At 61.9% G+C, this 21,930-nt stretch carries 26 protein-coding genes; 12 read left to right on the top strand and 14 right to left on the bottom strand.

Annotated features, from left to right (window positions below; genetic code table 11):
• Positions 1-88 precede the first annotated feature (88 nt).
• Genes AC1DYR_RS07400 through AC1DYR_RS07410 form a run of 3 tightly spaced genes read left to right on the top strand, consistent with a single transcriptional unit; the run spans position 89 to position 1,922 of the window.
• Positions 89-1,399, top strand: coding sequence for an NAD(P)/FAD-dependent oxidoreductase (locus AC1DYR_RS07400; protein ID WP_477704518.1), 1,311 nt, complete (start codon positions 89-91; stop codon positions 1,397-1,399).
• 39 nt (positions 1,400-1,438) lie between these two features.
• Complete coding sequence (locus AC1DYR_RS07405; RefSeq protein WP_164483755.1) at positions 1,439-1,582, top strand: hypothetical protein; 144 nt, start codon at positions 1,439-1,441, stop codon at positions 1,580-1,582.
• A gap of 7 nt (positions 1,583-1,589) precedes the next feature.
• Positions 1,590-1,922 (top strand): VF530 family protein, encoded by a 333-nt coding sequence (locus AC1DYR_RS07410; RefSeq protein WP_477704519.1) that lies wholly within the window; start codon positions 1,590-1,592, stop codon positions 1,920-1,922.
• On the opposite strand, the gene atpE is transcribed toward AC1DYR_RS07410, so the two are convergent.
• A complete protein-coding gene (gene atpE, locus AC1DYR_RS07415) occupies positions 1,919-2,155 on the bottom strand; it encodes a F0F1 ATP synthase subunit C (RefSeq protein ID WP_477671465.1) in 237 nt (78 codons plus the stop codon). The genes AC1DYR_RS07410 and atpE overlap by 4 nt on opposite strands.
• A gap of 41 nt (positions 2,156-2,196) precedes the next feature.
• Between atpE and AC1DYR_RS07420 the strand changes: the two genes are divergently transcribed.
• Positions 2,197-2,904, top strand: coding sequence for a pseudouridine synthase (locus tag AC1DYR_RS07420; RefSeq protein ID WP_477704520.1), 708 nt, complete (start codon positions 2,197-2,199; stop codon positions 2,902-2,904).
• Between the two features lie 57 nt (positions 2,905-2,961).
• Positions 2,962-3,726, top strand: coding sequence for an SDR family NAD(P)-dependent oxidoreductase (locus AC1DYR_RS07425; RefSeq protein ID WP_477704521.1), 765 nt, complete (start codon positions 2,962-2,964; stop codon positions 3,724-3,726).
• Between the two features lie 128 nt (positions 3,727-3,854).
• Here the strand turns inward: AC1DYR_RS07425 and ppk2 are convergent, their stop codons facing one another.
• The 10 genes from ppk2 to AC1DYR_RS07475 all read right to left on the bottom strand — a co-directional run bounded on the left by ppk2 (position 3,855) and on the right by AC1DYR_RS07475 (position 11,963).
• A complete protein-coding gene (gene ppk2 / locus AC1DYR_RS07430) occupies positions 3,855-4,760 on the bottom strand; it encodes a polyphosphate kinase 2 (protein ID WP_477704789.1) in 906 nt (301 codons plus the stop codon).
• Positions 4,761-5,016: 256 nt separating this feature from the next.
• Positions 5,017-5,256 (bottom strand): HP1242/YdcH family protein, encoded by a 240-nt coding sequence (locus tag AC1DYR_RS07435; RefSeq protein WP_457279214.1) that lies wholly within the window; start codon positions 5,254-5,256, stop codon positions 5,017-5,019.
• Positions 5,257-5,304: 48 nt separating this feature from the next.
• Positions 5,305-5,742: a universal stress protein gene (locus AC1DYR_RS07440; protein ID WP_477704522.1), complete on the bottom strand. Its 438-nt coding sequence runs from the start codon at positions 5,740-5,742 to the stop codon at positions 5,305-5,307.
• Positions 5,743-5,928: 186 nt separating this feature from the next.
• Positions 5,929-6,903 carry a Bug family tripartite tricarboxylate transporter substrate binding protein gene (locus tag AC1DYR_RS07445; RefSeq protein ID WP_477704523.1) on the bottom strand — a complete coding sequence of 325 codons (975 nt, stop codon included), beginning with the start codon at positions 6,901-6,903 and terminating at the stop codon, positions 5,929-5,931.
• A gap of 29 nt (positions 6,904-6,932) precedes the next feature.
• Positions 6,933-7,649 carry a class II aldolase/adducin family protein gene (locus AC1DYR_RS07450; protein ID WP_457279217.1) on the bottom strand — a complete coding sequence of 239 codons (717 nt, stop codon included), beginning with the start codon at positions 7,647-7,649 and terminating at the stop codon, positions 6,933-6,935.
• A gap of 157 nt (positions 7,650-7,806) precedes the next feature.
• Entirely contained in the window at positions 7,807-8,088 is a 282-nt protein-coding gene (locus AC1DYR_RS07455; RefSeq protein ID WP_348047097.1) for a DUF427 domain-containing protein, read from the bottom strand.
• Positions 8,089-8,381: 293 nt separating this feature from the next.
• A complete protein-coding gene (locus AC1DYR_RS07460) occupies positions 8,382-9,044 on the bottom strand; it encodes a glycine zipper 2TM domain-containing protein (RefSeq protein ID WP_477704524.1) in 663 nt (220 codons plus the stop codon).
• 178 nt (positions 9,045-9,222) lie between these two features.
• Entirely contained in the window at positions 9,223-9,777 is a 555-nt protein-coding gene (locus AC1DYR_RS07465; RefSeq protein WP_477704525.1) for a cupin domain-containing protein, read from the bottom strand.
• 86 nt (positions 9,778-9,863) lie between these two features.
• The gene (locus tag AC1DYR_RS07470; protein ID WP_477647430.1) at positions 9,864-10,907 is read right to left on the bottom strand and encodes a methionine synthase; all 1,044 of its coding nucleotides are present in this window, start codon (positions 10,905-10,907) and stop codon (positions 9,864-9,866) included.
• A 57-nt stretch (positions 10,908-10,964) separates the two neighbouring features.
• On the bottom strand, positions 10,965-11,963 hold the full coding sequence (locus AC1DYR_RS07475) for an LLM class flavin-dependent oxidoreductase (protein WP_477704526.1): 999 nt from the start codon (positions 11,961-11,963) through the stop codon (positions 10,965-10,967).
• Positions 11,964-12,091: 128 nt separating this feature from the next.
• Here AC1DYR_RS07475 and AC1DYR_RS07480 point away from each other — a divergent pair, with 128 nt between their 5' ends.
• On the top strand, positions 12,092-12,652 hold the full coding sequence (locus AC1DYR_RS07480; RefSeq protein ID WP_477704527.1) for a YaeQ family protein: 561 nt from the start codon (positions 12,092-12,094) through the stop codon (positions 12,650-12,652).
• On the opposite strand, the gene AC1DYR_RS07485 is transcribed toward AC1DYR_RS07480, so the two are convergent.
• The 3 genes from AC1DYR_RS07485 to AC1DYR_RS07495 all read right to left on the bottom strand — a co-directional run bounded on the left by AC1DYR_RS07485 (position 12,649) and on the right by AC1DYR_RS07495 (position 16,679).
• On the bottom strand, positions 12,649-13,590 hold the full coding sequence (locus tag AC1DYR_RS07485) for an ion transporter (protein ID WP_477704790.1): 942 nt from the start codon (positions 13,588-13,590) through the stop codon (positions 12,649-12,651). The genes AC1DYR_RS07480 and AC1DYR_RS07485 overlap by 4 nt on opposite strands.
• A gap of 170 nt (positions 13,591-13,760) precedes the next feature.
• Positions 13,761-14,873: a mandelate racemase/muconate lactonizing enzyme family protein gene (locus AC1DYR_RS07490; RefSeq protein ID WP_477704528.1), complete on the bottom strand. Its 1,113-nt coding sequence runs from the start codon at positions 14,871-14,873 to the stop codon at positions 13,761-13,763.
• Between the two features lie 51 nt (positions 14,874-14,924).
• A complete protein-coding gene (locus AC1DYR_RS07495; protein WP_477704529.1) occupies positions 14,925-16,679 on the bottom strand; it encodes a long-chain fatty acid--CoA ligase in 1,755 nt (584 codons plus the stop codon).
• A 272-nt stretch (positions 16,680-16,951) separates the two neighbouring features.
• Between AC1DYR_RS07495 and AC1DYR_RS07500 the strand changes: the two genes are divergently transcribed.
• The 6 genes from AC1DYR_RS07500 to AC1DYR_RS07525 all read left to right on the top strand — a co-directional run bounded on the left by AC1DYR_RS07500 (position 16,952) and on the right by AC1DYR_RS07525 (position 21,926).
• Positions 16,952-17,905 (top strand): Bug family tripartite tricarboxylate transporter substrate binding protein, encoded by a 954-nt coding sequence (locus tag AC1DYR_RS07500; RefSeq protein ID WP_477704791.1) that lies wholly within the window; start codon positions 16,952-16,954, stop codon positions 17,903-17,905.
• A 187-nt stretch (positions 17,906-18,092) separates the two neighbouring features.
• Positions 18,093-18,878, top strand: coding sequence for a GntR family transcriptional regulator (locus AC1DYR_RS07505; protein ID WP_477704530.1), 786 nt, complete (start codon positions 18,093-18,095; stop codon positions 18,876-18,878).
• The gene (locus AC1DYR_RS07510; RefSeq protein ID WP_477704531.1) at positions 18,875-19,663 is read left to right on the top strand and encodes a transporter substrate-binding domain-containing protein; all 789 of its coding nucleotides are present in this window, start codon (positions 18,875-18,877) and stop codon (positions 19,661-19,663) included. The genes AC1DYR_RS07505 and AC1DYR_RS07510 overlap by 4 nt, the downstream gene beginning before the upstream one ends.
• Before the next feature lie 127 nt (positions 19,664-19,790).
• The gene (locus AC1DYR_RS07515; protein ID WP_477704532.1) at positions 19,791-20,453 is read left to right on the top strand and encodes an amino acid ABC transporter permease; all 663 of its coding nucleotides are present in this window, start codon (positions 19,791-19,793) and stop codon (positions 20,451-20,453) included.
• A 17-nt stretch (positions 20,454-20,470) separates the two neighbouring features.
• Entirely contained in the window at positions 20,471-21,151 is a 681-nt protein-coding gene (locus AC1DYR_RS07520) for an amino acid ABC transporter permease (RefSeq protein WP_477704533.1), read from the top strand.
• A complete protein-coding gene (locus AC1DYR_RS07525) occupies positions 21,141-21,926 on the top strand; it encodes an amino acid ABC transporter ATP-binding protein (RefSeq protein WP_477704534.1) in 786 nt (261 codons plus the stop codon). The genes AC1DYR_RS07520 and AC1DYR_RS07525 overlap by 11 nt, the downstream gene beginning before the upstream one ends.
• Positions 21,927-21,930: the final 4 nt, after the last annotated feature.

Consider the following 21,930-nt stretch of genomic DNA (forward strand, 5'->3'; position numbering starts at 1 on the left):
TGGCTTTAAGTGGGGGAGCGTTTTAGGCGAAACAGGCAGTTAACATGGCGACATAACAGGGCCACCCTAACACCAGGAGGAAGAAGTTATGCACCGCATCGTCATAGTGGGCGGAGGCGCCGGAGGGCTGGCGCTGGCCACGCAACTGGGCAAACGCCTGGGGAAAAAGGGCCTGGCCGAGATCACCCTGGTGGATGCCGCCCGCACCCACGTCTGGAAACCGCTACTGCACCAGCTGGCCGCGGGCAGCTTTGACACGCACGCCGAAGAAATTGAATACCTCGCGCAGGCCCGCTGGAACCACTTCAAGTTTCGCCTGGGCAGCCTGACCGGCGTGGACCGCCAGAACAAAACCCTGCAACTGGCCGCCAGCCATGACGAAGCCGGCCGCGAGATCACACCGGCCCAGCAACTGGCCTACGACACGCTGGTGATTGCCGTGGGCAGCCAGACCAACGACTTCGGCACGCCCGGCGCGGCCGACCACACCATCAAGCTGGACAGCCCGCAGGCCGCCAAACGCTTTAACGACCGCCTGATCAACGCCTGCATTCGCGCACAGACCGTGCCGCGCATGGCCGGCAGCGGGCGCCTCACAGTCGCTATCGTGGGAGGCGGCGCCACCGGCGTGGAACTGGCTGCCGAGCTCCACGCCGCAGCGCGGGTGCTGGCCAACTACGGCTTTGACCACATCCACCCCGAAAAAGACCTGCAGATCGTGCTCGTCGAAGCCGCGCCGCGCCTGCTGGCCCAGTTGCCCGAGCGCCTGAGCGAATCGGCCATGCGCGAGCTGCGCAAGCTGGCCATCGAAGTGCACACCAATGAAAAAGTGGTGGAAGTCACCGCCGACAGCCTGAAAATGGCCAGCGGCAAGGTCATTTCATCGAGCATCACGGTGTGGGCCGCCGGCGTAAAAGCCTCCGACTTTCTGCGGGCCCTGGGCGATGGCAACCCGCTGGAAACCAACAGGCTCAACCAGCTGGTCGTGAACGGAAACCTGCAAAGTACCGGCGACGCAAACATCTATGCCTTTGGCGACTGCGCGGCATGCCAGCAACCCGACGGCACCTGGGTGCCACCGCGAGCCCAGGCCGCCTACCAGCAGGCCATGTACCTGACGCGTTCGCTCTCCGACCTGATCGCCGGCAAGCCGGTGGCGCCCTTCGTCTTCAAGGACCAGGGTTCGCTGGTGTCGCTGTCGGAATACTCCTCAGTCGGCAGCCTGATGGGCAGCCTCACCAAGGGCAGCTTCTTCATTGAAGGCCAGTTGGCCAAGTTCATGTACTGGGGCCTGCACAAGCAGCACCAGCTGGCGCTGGGCGGCTTCAAGAAAACCGCGCTGATCACGCTGTCGGAAATGCTGGACCGCACCTATCGCCCACGCATCAAGTTGCACTGATAATCAACCCATTCCCTTATCAACCCAACGGAGAAAACCATGGCAAAAGGACAGCAAAACAACAACAAGATGGTCAAAAAGCCGAAGAAGGACACCTCGCCGCCCAAGACGGTGTCTCCTGACGCGGTGCGCCCGACCATCGTGACGCAGGTTCCCTTGCGCGGCAAGCTGAAGAACAAATAAGGCCTTGATGGCCGGCTCTGTCGATTCGCCTGCAAATCTGCCCGGGGACGTTCCGGCTGCTGCTCCAGCGCAGCCGGACAACCCCTTGCATGGTGTCAAATTGGAAGCCATCGTGACGGCCTTGTCGGACCACTACGGCTGGGAAGAACTCGGCCAGCGCATCAACATCCGCTGCTTCACCAGCGATCCCAGCATGGCGTCCAGCCTGAAATTTTTGCGCAAGACGCCCTGGGCGCGCGAAAAGGTTGAAAGCCTTTACCTCTTCATGCTGCGGGAAGTCAAACGCAGCAGCCCGCAGGTTCATAACTTCCCGCCGCCTAAAGCCAAGCCCCAACCCTAGAGGGGATTGGCGAACAAGAGCATCATGGCGATGCCCACACCGATCAGGAAGTTGGCATCGATCAGGCCGGCCAGCAGAAACATCTTGACCTGCAGCGGCTCCATCAATTCGGGCTGGCGCACGGCGCCTTCCAGAAATCGCCCGCCCATCGTCCCTATGCCCAGGCAGGCGCCAATGGCGCCCAGGCCTATGATCAATCCACATGCAATGGCAATGGCGCCTGCGTCAGTCATGATTTCTTCTCCTTGGTTAAAAACTTTTCGTTGACTGAATCATGAAGGCCGAGCCGCCGCAGAACAATTACCCCGCAGGTAATGTCATCGACATTCCAGGTGTGAGGCTGCTACACGCCGATGAGTTCCTGCTGGTGCTGGACAAGCCATCAGGACTGCTCTCAGTGCCGGGACGCGGTGAAGACAAGCAAGACTGCCTGAGCGCCCGTGTGCAGGCCGCCTTTCCAGGCGCCCTGATCGTGCACCGGCTGGACCAGGCCACCTCGGGCCTGATGCTGATGGCGCGCGGCGCGGCCATGCAGCGCGCGATGAGCCGGTCGTTTGAAACGCGTGAGATTGGCAAGCGCTACGTGGCGGTGGTAAGCGGCCACTTGCCTGCACCGAGTGGTCCGAATGCCCCGGACGGCTGGGGTCTGACCGACCTGCCCATCATCGTGGACTGGCCACGCCGGCCGCTGCGCATCATTGACGCTGAACGCGGCAAACCCAGCCAGACCCGCTGGCGCGTGATGTCGCATGACACGGCGGCTAACACCACGCGCGTAGAACTCGAACCTGTCACCGGTCGGTCACATCAATTGCGCGTGCACCTGAAAGCACTGGGCCATCCCATTCTGGGCGATGCACTCTATGCCCCCGAAGCGGTGCAGGCCGCCGCGCCGCGGCTGCTGCTGCATGCCTGCGCGCTGCACTTTACCCATCCGGCGAACGGCATTGCAATGCAGTTTGAAAGTACGCCGGGGTTTTAGCATCTGGCTACCGCGTGGCGCAAAGCAGGGTTTGCGCACGGGCGCTACCATGCAGCCATGAACGCATCGAACCACCTTACCCTCATCACAGGCGCCTCACGCGGCATGGGCTTTTCCATGGCGCGCCAGCTGCTTACCGCCGGCCATACCGTGCTGGGTATTTCGCGCACGGCAGCGCCCGAGCTGGAAGCACATGCGCGGCATACCGGCGCAACAGTGCTGCAATGGGAGCATGACCTGGCGGACAGCGGCTCACTGAACGAGAAGCTGGAAAGCTGGCTCAAGGATTCACATGCCAAGGCACCCTGGACCAGCGTCACGCTGATCAACAACGCAGGCGTGATCCCGCAGATCGGCTCGCTGGACCAGATTGGCGAAGCCGACCTGGCAAGGGCCCTGCGTGTGGGGCTGGAAGCGCCGATGCAAATCACCGCCGCTTTCCTGCGCGCTACCGGCAGCTGGCAAGCGCCGCGCAAGGTGCTCAATATTTCGTCAGGCCTGGGGCGCCGCGCCATGGCTTCGCAAGCGGCCTACTGTGCCGCCAAAGCCGGCATGGACCATTTCACCCGTTGCCTGGCACTGGAGGAAACCCTGAAGCCCCACGGCGCCAAAGTCTGCTCACTCGCACCAGGCGTGATCGACACCGGCATGCAGGAGCAGCTGCGCGCAGCCGACCCCAAAGCCTTTCCGGACCGTGAGTCGTTTGTAGGTTTGAAAACGGGCGGCGTACTGACATCGCCCGAAGATGCCGCTGCGCGAATCCTCGCTTTCCTGGCACGGCCAGATTTCGGCGCCAATCCAGTAGCTGACGTGAGGGACTGACCACTCCCACTGGTTACCAAAGAACTCTTAAACCCAGCAGGAGCCGCGGAACCGGCTTTGCCGGGCCGCTGGCGCCGCCCCCTGCAAGGGGGGAACACACTACACGCAGTGAGTCTGGACGGGGGTGTTCAATATATTTCCGGTACGACGATGTTTTGTGGGACCGGAGTACGCACATAGTCCTCATGGCGCACCCGTTCGGGCAGCACGATGGGCGGGTGCGGGGTTTCCTGGTAGGGCATCTGCTGCAGCAGGTGGTGGATGCAGTTCAGGCGGGCTTTTTTCTTGTCGTCCGCCTGCACCACCCACCATGGGGCCTCGGGGATGTGGGTGCGGTCCAGCATGATCTCCTTGGCCTTGGTGTACTCCTCCCAGCGGCGGCGTGACTCCAGATCCATGGGGCTGAGCTTCCACTGTTTGAGCGGGTCGTGGATGCGGCCGAGAAAGCGCAGGTGCTGCTCTTCATCGGAAATGGAAAACCAGTACTTGATGAGCTGTATGCCCGAACGCACCAGCATCTTTTCAAACTCTGGGACAGTGCGGAAAAACTCTTCGTACTGATCGTCGGTGCAAAAGCCCATGACGCGTTCCACGCCGGCGCGGTTGTACCAGCTGCGGTCAAACAGCACGATCTCTCCGGCGGCCGGCAAATGGGACACATAACGCTGGAAGTACCACTGCGTGCGCTCGCGGTCGTTCGGGGCCGGCAATGCCGCAACACGGCAGACGCGCGGATTGAGCCGCTGGGTGATGCGTTTGATCACGCCTCCCTTGCCGGCGGCGTCGCGCCCTTCAAACAAGATCACCACCTTGTGGCCGGTGCTGACCACCCAGTCCTGCAGCTTCACGAGTTCGGCCTGCAGGCGGAACAGCTCACGGAAGTACTGGCGGCGGTCTTCTTTGTCCTGTGCCGCATCTTTGGTGCTGCGGGCAGGCAGCTCTTCCCCGATAAGCTCGGCCACGGTGCGGTCTTCAATTTCCATCTCCAGCTCTTCGTCGTAGCTGTCGATCAGGTCATTGCGGATCCGCCGCATCAATTCTTCGTCGCTTGAACTCAAGGCTCTCTCCTGCACAACCGGAAATCGGTCAACACCCCAGCGTACCCGCGGCACATGGCAGTTTGATGAAACGGCCGAAAACCGTTGGCCATATCACCGGATTTTCAAGCAGCCCTGCAGGGCAGGAACGATATCAACCCCGTTTTCGCTTCCATTTTGGTAGCTGCTTGCGCACGTCCCTATTGGGTTTCAAGGCAGTTTTCCTTAAAAATCAAGAATTCCCATGACGTGGTCAGCTTTTTTTGAGGATCTGGTAAATCTCGTCCTTGACCTTGAGCCGCCGCTTTTTCAGGTCTTCCAGCGCCTCGTCCGTGATGACACCCACGCCCTGCTCATACTTTGCAATCGCGTGGTTATCCTCGTCGTAGCGCGCAAAGAGCTCAGCAAAGTGTGGGTCAGACACCTTGAGGCTGCGCATCTTCTGCAGGTATTCCGGAAATTCATGTGCAATGTCGTGATTCAGAAGGTCCATAAAAACTCCTTTTGTGTAGCGTCACGCCGTCGGGAAACGAACAGCTGTTCAGTCGCGCACCACCAGCACAGGCAGGTGCGCGTGGGAAAGCACCTGGGCGGTGACACTGCCCAGCACCAGTTTTTCAAGCCCGCGGCGGCCGTGGGAACCCATGACGATCAGGTCGGCATCGACTGCTTCGGCGGTGTCGAGGATGCCGCGATAGATGGCATGGCCTTCCACCACCGAGCCGGTAGCGGTGATACCCGCCTCCTGGAAGGCCTGTTTGGCTGCGGTGATGGCCTCATTGGCTTCGGCCGTGGCAGCGCTCAGGTATTCGGCCTGCCCATAGGCAAAATCGGCGCCCACCCCGGTAAAAGCATAAGGGTCTATGACGTAAACGACTGTCACCTCGCTCTTGAAAGCCTGGGCCACTGCCAGTGCATTGCCGATCGCCTTGCGCGAGGTGGGGGAGCCGTCTACAGGAACCAGAATGTGCTTGTACATGATGGAATCTCCTTGAGCCAGGAATGGATTCTGCGGCCGGCGCCCTTCGCGGGTCAATGCCGGCCAGCGCAGGGCCGCTACGGGCCCGCCATGCATCAGTTATAGGGTATTGGGCGACAGGCCGCCGTCAGACAAGGCGCCGAAACCGCAGCACTGCGCTGCACGGACGTCACTGCCTCGCGGCATTCATTCAGGTTTGATATTGGCCGATTTGGCCAGTTGTGCGTACCGCACCAGATCCACCTTGATCAGCCTGGCAAGCGCGGCGCCGTCGCCGCTCAGGGGCTCCACGCCTGCCCCTGAAAGGTTTTCCCTCACGGCAGCTTCAGCCAGCACCTTTTGAACGTCCGCATAAATTTTGGCAACCACCTCGGGCGGCATTTTGGCCGGGCCCATCAGCGCATACCAGATGGAAAAGTCCAGAGGCTTCAGGCCCTGCTCTTCAAAGGTCGGCACCTGGGGCATCAGGTCATAGCGCGTGGCGGTTGACACGCCAATGCCGTTGAGCTTGCCGGTCTTGATGTGCGGCGCAGCAAGGTTGGCGCTGAGGATGGCCAGTTGCACCTGCCCGCCCACCACGTCGGTCAGCGCAGGGGCACAGCCCTTGTAGCCAACATTGGTAGCACTGACACCAGACTTTTGCTTGACCAGTTCCATCACGAAATGCTGCGGTGTGCCGACGCCGCAAGAGCCGTAGCTCAGCGCCGCCGGATTGGCTTTGGAATAGGCGACCAGTTCCTGAATCGTCTTGATGTTGGTGCTCTGGTGCGACACCAGCGCGATCGGTGTGAGGCCCAGCAGCATGATGGGCGTCAGGTCTTTCTCGGGGTCGTAGTTGAGCTTGCCGTTCACGGCCGGGTTGACCACCATGGTGCTGTTTTGCAGCAGCAGCGTGTAGCCGTCTGCCGGCGCCTTGACCACGGCTTCCGTGCCGATATTGCCGGAGGCACCCGCACGGTTGTCTACCGCAATGCCCTGCCCCCACAGGGTCTGCAGGCGTGCGCCGATCTGGCGCGCCAGGATGTCGGAGCCGCCGCCGGTGCCATAAGGAACAATGATGCGCACGGGGCGTGATGGATAGGCTTGCGCCAGCGCCTGCGTTGCTGTCATGGAGGTCAGTGACATCAAGGTGACCAGGGCCAGGAGCTTTGGAAATTTCATGATTCGCCTCTTTCGTTTGTCCGGGCTGTTTATTCAATAGCGCCGATACGGCGGCTCCACAATTCCCACGGCCGCATGACTTGGCCCTCATTCGTCGCCATGGCCAGGTCCGCTTCTTCGGACGTCAGGAATTCGATCGGGCCCAGGGCCGATGCGGTTAGCTGCAGCTTGGCATTTTCTTCGGCATAGACCGCCCGGTAAACCGCGCGCTCCAGCGAAGGCGCCACTACGGTCGAACCGTGGCCACGCATCAGCACGCAGGTGTGCTGGCCCAGTGCCCTGGCGAGGTCTTTGCCCAGCCCCATGTCGCGGATCAGCAGGTCGGTGTTGCCGTTGGACTCGCGGATTTCATACAGCGACGAGCCGCTGCCCAAAAAACCGCTCATGTGGAATATGGGGCGCAGGCGCTGGCCGGTCACGCCGAAAGGAATCACGCTGGGGGAATGGCTGTGCACCACCGCCATCACGTCGGGCCGCGCGCGAAAGATTTCGCCGTGAATGAAACGTTCAAGGTAGGACCGCAGCGTGGACTCACCCACCAGGTCGCCATTGAGGTCGTAAGTCAGGATGTCAGCTTTTTTGACCAGCCCGGGCGCACGGTTGCAGGACAGCAGAAAATGTTCAGGTGACTTGTCGTGGCGCACGCTCACATGGCCAAAGCCATCTACCACCCCCTGGTCGTACAGGATGCGGTTGGCCATCACGAGTTTTTCGACCAGCGCTGGATCGGGCGCGGAAAGCGTCATGAAGTCTCCCTATTGGCAACGGCCCGGAAGGGTCATTTTTAATAAGCATGCATATTACATGGCAAATTTTCCAGGCAAACGCTGAAGATTCAGGGTAAACCCGCCCTCTTCGGGCATTCATCGGCCCCTCCGGCAGCCGCCACCTCAGGCTGGTGCGTCAGGGCTCGATCTTCACGCCTTTCCAGAACGCAATATGGCCCTTGATGTTGTCGGCTTCGGGCTTGGGATCGGGGTAATACCAGGCGGCATCGGTATTCATTTCACCGTTGACCAGCAACGAGTAGTAACTGGCCTGCCCTTTCCATGAGCACATGGTGTGGTGGTTGCTGAAGGTCACGTAGTCGCGGTTGAGCGCGCTTTCGGGGAAATAGTGGTTGCCTTCCACCACCACGGTGTCGTCGCTTTGCGCAATCACTGCGCCGTTCCAGATGGCTTTCATGGGTCTTTCTTTCTGTTCGATGTGGATGTTGAGGCGGGGTGGAGGTCGATCGGCTGATCGGGAATTTGGAAGAAACAGGGCTCCATGCTAACCCTCCGCACAGCCCTTGCCCGGCCCGGGGGATTTATGAAGCGGCCAAAAAAAAAGCGCCAGTGACAAACACCAGCGCTTTTTGTTGTGCCCCCTCTTCATGCCAGCATGAGCCCCGGAACCGGCTTTGCCGGGCCGTAGGGCGGGCGGCCCCCTCGGGGGGCAGGAAGCTACACGAAGTGAGCGACCGTGGGGGCCATTTTTTAGGCCAGACGGAGATTCTTGCCTTCAACAATCACCTTCGAACCCACTGCCACGGCGCTGGAAAGCTCCATGTTGCGCACGGTGCCATCGTCCATGCGAACGCGCACTTCGTACACGGTGACCTTCTTCATGTTTTTCTCGATCTGGTTGCCAGCAAATGCGCCGCCTGCAACACCCAGCACGGTCATGGCGGTTTTGCCATTGCCGCCGCCCATCTGGTTACCGACAAGGCCGCCGACAACACCGCCAGCCACCGTGCCGAGGCCGATGGTGGTGTTGCCCACATCTACGCCATTCACCTTGCCCTGGCGTTGAACCGGGGTCACAGCTTCGACGGTGCCGCAAGTTGCGCAGACATTGGCGCGAGGCGAGGCTTGCGCGACCACGACCGGGCTGGTGTGCGGCTTGGCGGGCTGCGTGTGTTTGGACGTATCGGCCGCCAGCTTGGCGGTTTGAGCGGGTTCATTGACGGCAGCCGATCCACCCGGCTGCGCGTCAGACCGGTTGACGACCAGCGCGGCGGCCAGCGCCATGACGGTCACGCCGAGCACGGCAACGATGGCGACAAGCGCCTTGCTGTGCTGCAGGCGTTGCGAGAAGCCCGGCTGGTGGGCAGGCTGAGGTTGAACGGCGGGTTGATTAACTTGGTTGTTGGTGTCCATGATGGAACTCCTGTGTGTGAGCCCCGGTTGTAACAACACCGCCGGATACATCCTGTAGGACGAAGTGACATTCGTAAGGAAAGCTTTCCGCGTTCAGGTGAAAGTGTGCGCTTTTGCGCACTTCAGCACGTGTTCACACCGCCCTCATACAGCCTTCACCCAGGCTTTACACGTATTTTTAGACGCCCCCATGGGGATGGGTCGGATCCACCCACAGCACCGTGTCCGGCTTCTCCACAGGATCGATATCGAGGTTGATAGCAACCGCTTCGCCGTCACTGCGGCACAGCACGCACTCCAGAACCTCGGTCGGGCTGGCGTTGATTTCCTGGTGCGGCACGTAAGGCGGCACATAGATGAAGTCGCCCGGACCGGCCTCGGCGGTGAACTCCAGGTGGTCGCCCCAGCGCATGCGGGCTCTACCCCGAATGACATAGATCACGCTCTCCAGGTGGCCGTGGTGATGCGCGCCGGTCTTCGCGTCAGCGTGGATGGTCACTGTGCCGGCCCAGAGCTTTTGGGCACCGACGCGGGCGAAGTTGATGGCGGCGCGCCTGTCCATGCCGGGTGTTTGCGCTGTGTTGCCATCAAGCTGGTTGCCCGCGATCACGCGCACGCCGTCGTGCTTCCACGGTGGGTCGGCTTCTCCGTGCGCGTGAGGATGCGTGTGCCCGGGACCGTGGGAATGATCGTGGTCGTGAGGATGATGCGGAAGCGTGGGGTCATTGCTCATGCTGTCAGCGTACACCAGCGCCATGCATTCAGTCCAGCACAACGGCCTCCCGCACTGCGCAGCGATGCCGCGTCCGCTGAGCAACCTTACTTGTAGCGTTCCCGCGCCAGCGCCGCACCTGCGCCCAGCGCCTGCAACTTCTTCAGCGCCACTTCGCGGTCCATGGGCGCCAGGCCGCAATTGGTGCAGGGAATCAATCGGTTCCTGGGCACATATTTGAGCGCCTGGCCAATGGTGTCGGCCACCTGCTCGGGTGTTTCAATCTCCTCGCTGGCGACGTCGATCACGCCGACCATCACGTCCTTGCCCTCAAGCAGCGCCATCAGGTGCGGCGGCACGTGGGAGTGGTAGCACTCCAGGCTGACCTGGCGGATGGTGCTTTTGGCGAGCGCCGGAAACACGGTTTCGTACTGCCGCCATTCCTCGCCCAGGGTTTCTTTCCAGTCGGTGTTGGCCTTGATGCCGTAGCCGTAGCAAATGTGCACGGCGGTCGTGCAGGTCAGGTCCTGCGCCGCGCGCTCAAGCGCCCTCACGCCCCAGTCGGCGGCTTCCTTCATGTAGACATTGAATGCGGGCTCGTCGAACTGGATGATGTCGACACCGTCAGCCTGCAGCGCCAACGCTTCCTGGTTCAGCAGTTCGGCAAACGCCATCGCCATCTTGACCTTGTCGCCGTAGAACTGGTCAGCCACAGTGTCGACAATCGTCATCGGGCCCGGCAAGGTGAATTTTATTTTTTTGGTGGTGTGCGCGCGCAGCAGCCGTGCTTCAGCAGCGTGCACCCGGCCCTTGAGCTTGAGCTGGGACACCACCTGCGGCACCATCGCGTCATAGCGGTTGTCGCGTATGCCCATCTTGACCTTGTGCTCGAAGTCGATGCCTTCAACCTGCTCCAGAAAACCGTGCACAAAGTGCTGGCGCGACTGCTCGCCGTCACCAATCACGTCAAGGCCCGCGTCTTCCTGCGCCTTGATCCACAGCAGCGTGGCGTCGGCCTTGGCCTGCCTGAGTTCTTCGCCTTCACTTTTCCACTGAGGCCAGAGTTTTTGGGTTTCCGACAGCCAGCCGGGTTTGGGCAGGCTGCCGGCGATGGCGGCGCTAAAGAGCGGAGTGGCAGGAGGCGTTTGCATGGGCGGTCCTTGTCTCAATATTTGTTCAGTGCTTTTTGGGGGTAGCCGGTTTCATGTTCAGAAAAACTCCCGTGCCAGCAGTTCATAGGAGCGCCTGCGGGCGGCGGGGTTGTGCGTCCAGGTGATCACGACCAGCTCGTCAACCCCCAGTGTATGAGCCAACGCCCTTAATTTGGCAGCAACTTGCGGGCCGCTGCCGACCAACGCATTGGCCCTGAGCCTGTCGGCCTCCGCCTGCTCGACCGGCGTATACGGCCGCAACGCCACCTCTTCAGGCGAAGGCAAGGCCGCCAGAGCGCCGCGGTTGCGGTCTATCTTCCAGCGCTCGCGGCCCGAGAAGTGGTGCCAGGCCTCGGCCTCCGTGTCGGCCGCCAGCGCCCAGACGCAGAGCACCGCCTGCGGCGTCGGGTGGCGCGGGCTGGGCCGGTAGGTCGAGCGGTAAATCCCCAGCGCCTGCTCTGCGCCCTGCCCGTCGGTGATGAAGTAAGCAAACGCATACGGCAGCCCATAGTGCGCGGCCAGCTGCGCGCCGTAGTCAGAACTGCCCAGCATCCACATCTCCGGCGTGGTCGGGCCCATGGGGTTGGCCGTCACGCCACGGCCAGGGTGGCCTTCGGGCATGTCAACGCCGGCGAGCCAGGCTTGCAGCTCGCGCACCTGGATGGGAAAGTTCTCGGCCGACTGACGCGGGTCGCTGCTCAGCAAACGCGCCGTACGCATGTCCGAGCCCGGCGCGCGGCCCACGCCCAGGTCGATGCGGCCGGGGGCGATGGCTTCCAGCACCCGAAACTGCTCGGCCACCTTGAGTGCCGCATAGTGCGGCAGCATGACACCAGCACTGCCCACCCGGATGCGGCTGGTGGTGGCCACGATGGCCGCCATCAAGACTTCGGGGGCCGAGCCGACGATGCTGGGGTGGCTGTGGTGTTCGCTGACCCAAAAGCGCTTGTAGCCCAGCGCTTCGCAATGGCGGGCCAGTTGCAGGGTTTCACGGATGGAGGCATCTTCCGTACGGCCGGTGACGGCGACGGACTGGTCTAGGACGGACAGTTGCATGGTCGGGCCACTATAGCCAGACCGGTTAAATCCCGCTCGGGCGGGGTTACCCCGGGACAGCGATCTCCCCGCTCTGTTCCAATAGAGGGTTCACTCCCGTCCAGACCCGAGATAAAGAAGTACACCTTATGGCACTCAAAGCCACCATCTACAAAGCCCAGCTTGCGTTGTCCGACATGGACCGCAGCATCTACGCCGACCACAGCGTGACGATTGCGCGCCACCCGTCGGAGGCCGACGAACGCATGATGATCCGCCTGCTGGCCTTTGCGCTCAACGTGCCGGCCGACGACAAAAAGGGCAACCTCGAATTTGCCAAAGACCTGTGGGATGTGGACGAAGCCGCGCTCTGGCACAAGGACTACACCGAGCAGATCCTGCACTGGATCGACGTGGGCCAGCCCGACGACAAGCGCCTGATGAAGGCCGCAGGCCGCGCCGAAAAGGTCAGCGTCTACAGCTTTGCCAGCAGCACGCCGGTCTGGTGGAAGAACATAGAAACCAAGCTCACGCGCGCTTCCAACCTCGTGGTCTGGCAGATCGACGCGGCCGAAAGCCAGACGCTGGCGAAACTTGCCGAGCGCAGCATGCAACTGCAGGTGACAGTGCAAGACGGCACGGTGTGGATGAGCACGGCGCTCGGGTCGGTAGAGATCACGCCGCGCCGGTTGACGGCCGGCGAGTCTTAAACACCAGAACGCCGAGAGGACGCATCCTTCGCGTCCCCGGAATCCTTGTGCTGGTCTTGATGCTGATAAAGCAGCAGCTTGGCCCCGCAATGAAAGCAGAAGTCTGCCTCGGGCAGGTGGCCTTCGGTCAGGCATTCATGGCAGGTACGCGTGGTAGGCAAGGCCAGATGCTGCAGCCGCCGCTCCGCCGCCATTTCGGCCGTGACGATGCCGGTGGGCACCGCCAGAATGCCCCAGCCCAGCAACATCATGAATGACGAGATCAGCCGGCCCAGGTCAGTCTTGGGCGTGATGTCGCCAAAGCCCACAGTGGTGACCGTGCTGATGGCCCAGTAGACCGAGGTCGGGATGCTGGTAAAGCCGTTGGACGGCCCTTCGACCACGTACATCACGGTACCCATCACCAGCACCATCATCACCACGGCCGACAGGAACACCAGAATCTTGCGGCCGCTCGCTGCCAGCGCCCGGCCCAGCGACTGGTATTCGGCCACATAGGCAGCCAGCTTGAAGATGCGGAACACACGCAGCAGCCGCAGCACGCGCACATCGATGAGCGCATGGAGTTCCGGAAAGAACAGCGCCAGGTAAGTTGGCAACACGGCGACCAGATCGATGATGCCGAAAAAGCTTGTCGCGTACTGCAGCGGCTTGCGCACACACACCAGACGTGCGATGTATTCGGCGGTGAAGAGCAGCGTGAAAATCCATTCGACCACCGCGAATGCCCGGCCGTGCGAAGCATGAATCGACTGCACGCTGTCGGCCATCACCACGGCGATGCTGACCAGGATAAGGACGATCAGTGTCTTGTCAAAAAGCCGTCCGGCACGGGTATCGGCCTCGAAGATGATGGTGTACAGGCGCAGCCGCCAGCCGTCGAGGGGCTTGTCATCCAGGTCGGGCGAAGCGGGAAGAGGCGGAGCGGGTTTGGCCATGCAGGAAAGGCGCAGCAAGCGCCGCGTATTCATTGGGTTGACAGAGCAGCACGATACCTGACCGGGAAAGCCTTCACGGCCGCGCAGGAATTTGCTACTATTTTTATAGCCGCTTGCGCCCGTCCATGATGGCTTTCAACCACTTTTTACTAAAAATGATCCAAACGACATCAGGAAGCCGGCTGGCGGTATCTGGCCCAGGCTGCTTCCGTGGGCGTGGTGCTGGCGCCCGGCTGCTGCGGCAGGCTGAAGTGGCCGTCCACCACCTGTGCGGGCTCCAGGAAGCAGTCCTTGATCCAGGGAATGTATTCAAGCACCGCGCACGCCGAGTGCGCGTGGTTCAGGTGCACATGCACCTGGCTCATGTCGCCCGCGTGCGGCGCCACCGGCAACCGGAAGGAATGCGCCGTGTCGCAGACCCGCAGCACTTCGGTGATGCCGCCCATGCGCGTCACATCGGGCTGCACCCAATGAACGGCTTCTTGGTGGAAGAATTCAGCAAACGCATCGTGCGTGTAGAGCTGCTCGCCCAGCGCGACGGGAATGCTGGTGCTGCGCGCCAGTTGTGCATGGCCTTTCACGTCGTCGTACCAAAGCGGCTCTTCGATCCAGTACAAATCAAATGCCTCTGCCGCGCGGCAAAAGCGCTGGCAGGTGGGCAAGTCCCATTTGCCGTTGCCGTCGGTCGCCATCGTGATGCCGGGGCCGATGGCGCGGCGAACGGCCTCCAGCCGTTTCAGGTCACGGTCGACGCTGGAGCCAATCTTCACCTTGATACCGGTGAAGCCTTCGTCGACTGCGCGCTTCGCACCGGCCACCAACTGGTCGTCGGGAATGCTGAGCCAGCCGATGTCGGTGTTGTAAGCGCGTACTTTCTCGCGCACCTGGCCGCCCAGCAGCTTCCACAACGGCACGCCCGCGGCCTTGGCCTTCAGGTCCCACAGCGCAATGTCGATGGCGGCCTGCGACAGCGTAATGATGCCGGCGCGCCCCACCCACTGCAGCGCGGGGTTGCGCGCCAGCTTGAGCCAGAGGCGGTTGATATCCATCGCGTCTTCGCCGATCAGCAGCGGCGCGTGGCAGGTTTCAATGCAGCGCGTGATCAGCTGGTCGCTGGCCAGGTGCGCATGCGTGCCGGTAAAGCCGTAGCCCGTCAGGCCGGTATCGGTATCAATTTGCGCACCGACCACGCCCCAATGCGAAATGGTGTGCGTGCTGTCGGCAATCTGTGAGCCGGTGACGGGCACATGCAGGATGAAAGGTTTGACCGAGGCGATTTTCATTGTTGTCTCCGGATAGCGCTCATAACCCCCATCGTGCCAGAAGCCCTCACTTCATGCCTTGCCCTGCTCCGCCTCCTGCAGCGCTCGCCACATGACCTTGCCGGATCCGCTTTTGGGCAAGACATCGACAAACTGCACAACCCGTGGGTACTTGTACGCCGCCATGTTCTCCTTGCACCAGTTGATGATGTCGTCTTCCGTCGTCTGGCCTTTGGCCGCGGCGCGCAGCACCACCACCGCCTTGACGGTTTCGCCGCGGTAGGCGTCCTTGGTGCTGATGATGCAGGCCTCCTGGATGGCCGGGTGCTTGAACATCAGCGCCTCCACTTCAGCCGGCCACACCTTGAAGCCTGACGCATTGATCATGCGCTTGAGCCGGTCGGTGATGAAAAAGTAGCCTTGCTCGTCCATGCGCCCGAGATCGCCCGAGCGAAAGAAACGCTTGCCGTCGAGCTCGATAAAAGCTTCGGCCGTCGCGTCCGGGCGCTTCCAGTAGCCCTGGAATATCTGCGGCCCGCTCATGATGATTTCGCCCTGCTCGCCCTGTGGCACCTCCTTGAGCGTGACCGGATCGATGATGCGCGAGTCGCAGCTCATGAAGGGAACGCCCAGGCATTGCTGTTTGGTGGCGTCATAGGGGTTGCTGTGCGAGGGCGCCGCGGTTTCCGTGAGGCCGTAGCCTTCGGCAAAACGCAGACCGTATTGCTCCCACAGGCGCTGGGCCACGGCCTGCGGCATGGCCGCACCGCCGCCGCCGATGTAGACGAGGCTACTCAAATCGAAAGAAGCAAAGTTGGGACTCCCCAGCAAATCTATCACCATGGTGGGAATATTTGTCCAGTGCGTCACCCCCCATCGTGAGATCAGGCGCCCGGCCAGCTCGCGGTCCCATCGCGGCATGATGACCAGCGTCGCACTGCCGTAAATGGAAGCGTGCATGACCGACACCATGCCTGTGATGTGAAACATCGGCACCACGGACAGCGTGACATTTTCAAACGTGCTGCCGCCCCACAGGCAGCTGGCCACTGCGTTGTGCATGATGCTGGCGTGCGTGTGCATGCAGCCCTTGGGCAGGCCGGTGGTGCCGCTGGTATAGGGCAGCACGGCCAGGTCTTGCGGCGTGGCGGTGTGTGGGGGCAGCTCTGCGGTTTCTCCGGCGGTCATCGCATCAGTCCAGCTCATCACCGTGCCGCCTTCCAGCACGGGCAGCGAGTGGCGCGTGCCCAGCCAGTCGCGCCAGGCGTCGGGCATCGCTGCATCGCCGCCGCCGGATTGCTCCATGTCAAATGCATCGCTGTAATGCGTGACCACCAGGTGCGCGAGCCGGTCGGTGGGTGCCAGCTGCGCATTGGCCCGAGCCAGCTCGGGCGCCAGGTCGACCGTGGTGATGGCAACCCGGGCGTCGGGATCGGTGATGTAGTGCTTGAGCTCTTCGGCCCGGTTCATCGGGTTGACCGGCACCACCACGGCGTTGGCCCGCAGGATCGCAAAGTGCGCGATCACCCACTGTGGGCAGTTCTGCATGTTGAGCACCACGCGGTCGCCCTTGCGCACGCCCATGCGGTAAAGCGTGGCTGCCAGGCGCTCGGCCTGCCGCATCACCTCGGCATAGCTGAGCACGCGGTTGAAGAAAACCAGCGCGGGCTTGTCCGGAAAGCGCAGCGCGCTGACCGCCAGGTTGTGCCACAACGAAGTTGCCGGCGGCGTGATGCTGTGCGGCAGGCGCTTGGGCCAGACCTGGTGGTGCAGGTTGTGCGGAGTTGCTGCGGGGACGGCCTGGCCGGTGTTGGAATCAAGGGACAAGAAAAAGGCTCCAGACAAGTACTGACTTGGGACCCAAGCCTACCCCGAGTCCAGGCTGTCCACATCCGGGAAGCTCCTGATAAAACACTGTCACTTGAGCGACCCGCGCTCACTATGATGGATTGCACCCGCACAGCAGCCCGCGCAAGAGCCATGCATCCCCCCTTCACGGCGGAAGTCATTCCGGCCTCACCGCTTACGTGCGGAAATAAAAGCAGAAACATCCAGGAGACACCATGACCCGATTTCTCACCCTTCGACGAAAAACCCTGATGTCGGCTGGCGCACTGGCCTTCACAGCGCTGTCCTCTGGTGCAGCGTTCGCGGTTTTCCCCGAAAAGCCCATCCGCGTGGTGATCGGCTTTCCAGCCGGCGGCCCGCTGGACCAGCATGCGCGCCTCTTGACCGAGCGCCTGCAGGCCGTGCTGGGGCAACCCATCGTGATCGACTACAAATCCGGCGCCGGCGGCACCGTGGGCGCACAAGACGTCATGAAGGCGGCACCCGACGGCTACACGCTCATGCTGGCCAACACCGGCGTGATGGTGATCAACCCCGCGCTCTACAGCAAGCTGCCCTACAACACGCTGAAAGACTTCACCCCGATTGCACGCACCGCGATGCAGCCACTGGCGCTGCTGGTCAACCCCAAGCTGCCGGTCAACAACCTCAAGGAATTCATCGCCTACACCAAGGCCAGGCCCGGCCAGGTCAACTACGGATCGGCCGGCAACGGCGGCATCAGCCATCTGGTGCCCGAGATGTTCAAGAATGCCACCGGGCTCTTCATGGTGCACATCCCCTACCGCGGCAGCGCGCCAGCCTTCACCGACCTGATGGCAGGCCAGGTGCAGTTCATGGCCGAATCGATTCCGCAGGCAGCCAACTATCACAAGCAGGGCAAGGTGCGCGCGCTGGCCGTGACCAGCAAGGAGCGCAACCCCGCCCTGCCTGACATTCCGACGGTCATTGAATCGGGTATCAAGGGGTTTGAGGTGGTGGGCTTTTACGGCTTCCTTGCGCCCGCAGGCCTGCCCAGGGACGTAGCGGCAAAACTCAGCGATGCCTTCAAGCAGGTCATGACCAGCCCGGACATCCGCAACCGCATGGTCACGCAAGGGGCCGACCCTGCCTTCATGGGCAGTGAAGAGTTTGCCCAGTTCCTGGCCGCTGAAATGCCGCGCTGGGCCCAGGCGGTCAAGGCTTCGGGCGCCAGGCTGGACTGACAGGGTCCGGCGCGGCAGAAATGCCGGCAGCCAGAACCAGAAGCCCATGCCATTCCCCTTTCTGGTGCGGGCAGCCCCAAAACCTCGCAATTTTGGCCTACAGGCACGCCAGACAGGTGCACATAACTTGTATACCAGTTAATCGAACCAGTTTGGCGACTGGCACGGGATATGCACTACAGGGTGCATGGCCACAGCCTCCGACATCTCCAACCGCATCATTGAAGCCGTGATGGCGCAAAAGCTCGCGCCCGGCGCTCGCCTGGGCGAGCAACAACTGGCGATGCTGTTTGATTGCAGCCGCACCATCGTGCGCGAAGCCCTCACCCGCCTGGCGGTGCGCGGCATTGTCACCGTCAGCAGCCGGCGCGGCTGGTATGTGATTGAGCCTTCGCAGGAAGAGGCTCGCGAAGCCTTCGAGGCGCGCCGCGTGATCGAGATGGGCCTGATCCGCTGCACGGGCGACGTCAGCAAAGCCGCCATCAAGCAGCTCAAAAGCCACCTCACCCGCGAGAAAGCCGCAGTCAAGGGCGACGATGTGGGCCTGCGCAGCTTTTTGCTGGGTGACTTTCATGTGTGCCTGGCCGAATGCCTGGGCAACAGCCTGTTGGCCGATACCCTGCGCGATTTCACCGCGCGCACCACACTCATTGCCATGCTCTACCAGTCATCACACGATGCGGCGCAATCCTGCGAAGAGCATGTGCAGATCGTGCAGGCGCTTGAAAAGGGCGACCTTGCCAAGGCCGAAAAACTCATGCAGGCCCATATCGGCAGCGTGCAGGCCGCGCTCAAGCTGCAAACCAGCGCCGGCGACCCGTTGTCGCATCTGCGCAGTGCATTAAGTCCGCTGGATGCGCAGAGCCCCAGCAACAAGGCGGCGTCCTCGCCGCCCTCCCGTGTCCGCAAGCCCGGCCGCTCATCGGCCAAACCCACTGACGATTCCTCAACTTACCTTGGAGCCCTGCTATGAAGTCCAGCAAACGCGTCTTTTCTCTTGCCCTTGCCGCAGCCGCCGTGCTGGGCGTCACCGGTGTCCATGCACAGACTGCGCTGGACGACATCATGAAGGCCAAGGAAATCAAGATCGCCATCCCGACCGACTTCCCGCCCTACGGCATGGTCGGTACTGACCTGAAACCCCAGGGCCTGGACGTGGAAATGGCCGGCTACATTGCGCAAAAACTCGGCGTAAAAATCGAGCTCGTGCCTGTCACCAGCGCCAACCGCATCGCCTACCTGCAAACCAAAAAGGCCGACCTGGTGATCTCCACACTGGGCAAAAACCCCGACCGCGAGAAAGTCATCGACTTCACTGTGGCCTATTCGCCGTTCTTCCAGGCGGTGTTCGGCCCCAAGAGCGTCAGCGTCAAATCGTTTGCCGATCTTTCCGGCAAGAGCATCAGTGTCACGCGCGCCGCCCTGGAAGACCAGGAACTGAGCAAGGTTGCCCCCGCCGGCGCCGACATCAAGCGCTTTGAAGACAACAACACCACCGTGTCGGCCTACACCGCAGGCCAGGTGCAGCTGATCGCCACCGGCGCGTCAGTCGCCGGCAACATGATGGCCAAGAACCCGCAACTGAACACCGAGTACAAGCTGCTGCTCAGCGACAGCCCCAACTTCATCGGCGTGGCCAAGGGTGAGGACAAGCTGCGCCTGAAGGTCAATGAAGTGATTGCCGAAGCCAAGAAAAATGGCGACCTCGACAAGATCGCGATGAAGTGGCTGGGCCGCCCTGCCGGCAATTTACCCTGACCCCCGTTGAGGCTCACTTCGTGTAGCCTCCTCCCCCCTGCAGGGGGCGCCGCTTGCGGCCCGGCAAAGCCGGTTCCGCTGCGGCCGCTGGCCTGCAGGCAGCCCCTCTCAACAGGAAGTGAATCAGATGCGTGTCGAGCTTGATTTCATGGCAGTTCTGTCCCAATGGCCGCTGCTGGCTGTTGGCGTCGCCTGGACGCTGGGTCTGACGGCGATCTCGTCGGTGCTCGGCATGTTCATGGGCATGGCATTTGCCTGGGCGCGTGCCAGCGGGCCAACGTGGCTGCGCTGGGTAGTCGGCACGTATGTGGAATTGATCCGCAACACGCCATTTATCGTGCAGCTGTTTTTTATCTTCTTCGGCCTGCCGGCTGCGGGCTTCAGGCTGTCGCCTGAGACGGCCTCGGTATTGGCGATGGTGATCAACCTGTCTGCCTACGCCACCGAGATCATTCGCGCAGGCGTTGAAGCCACGCCGCGCGGGCAAATTGAAGCGGCCGAAAGCCTGGCGCTCACCCGCGTACAGATTTATACCCGGGTGGTGCTGCCACCGGCACTCAAGAAAGTCTGGCCCGCCATGGTGAGCCAGATCATCATCGTGATGCTGGGCTCCGCGGTGTGCGGGCAAATTTCGACGCAGGAGCTGTCTTACGCCGCCAACCTGATCCAGGGCCGCAACTTCCGCGCTTTTGAGGCCTTCATCATCGCCACGCTGATTTACCTGGCGCTCTCAGTCGCGGTGCGAAAGCTCCTCAACTGGATGGGACCCCGGTTCCTCTTCGGCCGATAACCCAGGACGGACACGCCATGATTGAATTTACTGTCTGGGATATCTTCCGCAACCTGCTGCTTGCAGCACGCTGGACCGTTGTGCTCTCACTCGTCGCCTTCATTGGCGGCGGCATTGTCGGCATGCTGCTGCTAATCGGTCGGCTGTCGGCCGCCCGCGCGGTACCAGGCGCCCAGAAGGCGGCGCTCATCACGCGCCGCGCGCTGGACGGCTACGTGCTGCTGTTCCAGGGCACGCCCTTGCTGATGCAGCTTTTCCTGGCTTACTTCGGCCTGGCGCTCTTTGGCATCAACGTGCCGGCCTGGGTGGCGGCTGCGGTAGCACTCACGCTCTACACCAGCGCCTACCTGGCCGAGATCTGGCGTGGCTGCGTGGATGCCATTCCGAAAGGCCAGTGGGAAGCCGCGCAAAGCCTGGCGCTCAACTTCGGCGAGCAGCTCAAGTACATCGTGCTGCCGCAAGCTGTGCGCATTGCCGTGCCGCCCACCGTGGGCTTTCTGGTGCAGGTCATCAAGGGCACCGCGCTGGCCTCGGTGATTGGTTTTATCGAACTGACCAAGGCCGGCACCATGATCACCAATGCCACCTTCAAACCCTTTGTGGTGTACAGCTGCGTCGCGCTGATGTACTTCGCGCTGTGTTTCCCCGTGTCCCTGTATGCCCGCAAGCTTGAGAGGAAAGCCCGAAATGGACGCTAACGTCGCACCACCCCCTGCAGCCCCCGCAACAACTTCGTCCGACAGGACTCTTGTCGAGATCAATCAGCTTCGCAAAAGCTTTGGCGCCAACGAAGTTTTAAAAGGCATTGACCTGGAGGTCAAGGCCGGCGAGGTGATCGCCATCATCGGTAAAAGCGGCTCGGGGAAAAGCACGCTGCTGCGCTGCATCAACGGGCTGGAAGTCTTTCAGAGCGGCACGCTGCGCGTGGACGGCAAGCACCTGTTGCACGACAGTCCGCAGGTCATGCGCGAGCTGCGCCAGCATGTCGGCATGATCTTCCAGAGCTTTAACCTCTTCCCGCACCTGACAGTCGGCAAAAACATCATGCTGGCGCCCACGCTGGTCAAGAAGACGGCCGGTGCCCCCGCAGAAGAACACGCCCGTGCGCTGCTGCAGCGCGTGGGCCTGGCCGAAAAATTCGAAGCCTGGCCCGACCAGCTTTCGGGCGGGCAGCAACAGCGTGTGGCGATCGCGCGCGCACTGGCCATGCAGCCTTCGGTGCTGCTGTGCGACGAGATCACCTCGGCGCTGGACCCTGAACTCGTCGGTGAAGTGCTGCAGGTCGTGGAAAGCCTCGCCGCCGAAGGCATGACGCTGCTGATGGTGACGCACGAGATGAACTTCGCCCGCAAGGTGTGCGACCGCGTGGTCTTCATGCACCAGGGCCGCGTGCACGAGATCGGGCCACCCGACGAAGTGTTTTCGAATCCGCAAACCGCCGAGCTGAAGCAGTTCCTCGGGATGATCCAGTAACCCG

This window comes from Polaromonas sp. P1_F9 (assembly GCF_056405615.1).